Genomic DNA, 750 nt, shown 5'->3' on the forward strand with positions numbered 1-750 from the left:
GAACAGCGCCACCGGCCCGGCGGTATCCGCCAGGGCATCGACCACACGCGAGACGAGCTCCGGCAGCGGCGCGCCGCTCAGGCGGAAGGCAAGTCCGGCGAGTATGCCGATGATCAGCGGATTGAGGAACAGCCGCCTGAGGAAGCTGGTGACGACACGCAGCGGATGCGCGGGCTTGCCGGCGCCGCGGCCGAACATCTCGAACAGGACGATCGAGGCCATCATCGTGACCGGCAGGTGGACGGAGACCAGCAGCGACAGGACCTCGAAGCCGCTCGGTCCGAATATGCCGAGGATGAAGGGCGCGCCGAGCAGGACGATGTTGGAATAGCCAGACGACACGCCGCCGACGATGCCCGTGCGCGAATCCCTGCCGAAGACCCGCGTGGTGACGAGATGCCCCACCGCCCAGGTGATCGCGACCGCCGTGAAATAGGCGCCCCACAGCGACCATGGCGCCACGCCGTGGAAGTCGGACTTCACCATCGTTTGGAACAGAAGCAGCGGCATCGCCACGTTGATGGCGAATTCGGAGATGCCCTCGCCGCTCGCCGGCTTCAGATAGCCGGTGAAGCCGGCAAGGTAGCCGAGCGCGACGAGGCTGAAGACGAAGAGGACGGTTTCGGTGAGCGGAGACATTTTTCCCGTGATAGGCGAGCCCCGTTTGCAACGCAATCGCGCCGGCCGAGGAAGGCCCACCCGCTTCCTGCCCCCGCCCGAATTGATCAAGGTCGGCTGGCAGCGTTATAG

General features: G+C 65.9%; 1 protein-coding gene. It reads right to left on the reverse strand.

The features are described from left to right. Positions 1–639: AEC family transporter (locus EN742_RS36695; protein WP_148670603.1), on the reverse strand; the 639-nt coding region annotated here is incomplete at its 3' end. Positions 640–750: the final 111 nt, after the last annotated feature.

The sequence above is a fragment of the Mesorhizobium sp. M4A.F.Ca.ET.020.02.1.1 genome (assembly GCF_004022645.1).
Lineage (GTDB): Bacteria > Pseudomonadota > Alphaproteobacteria > Rhizobiales > Rhizobiaceae > Mesorhizobium.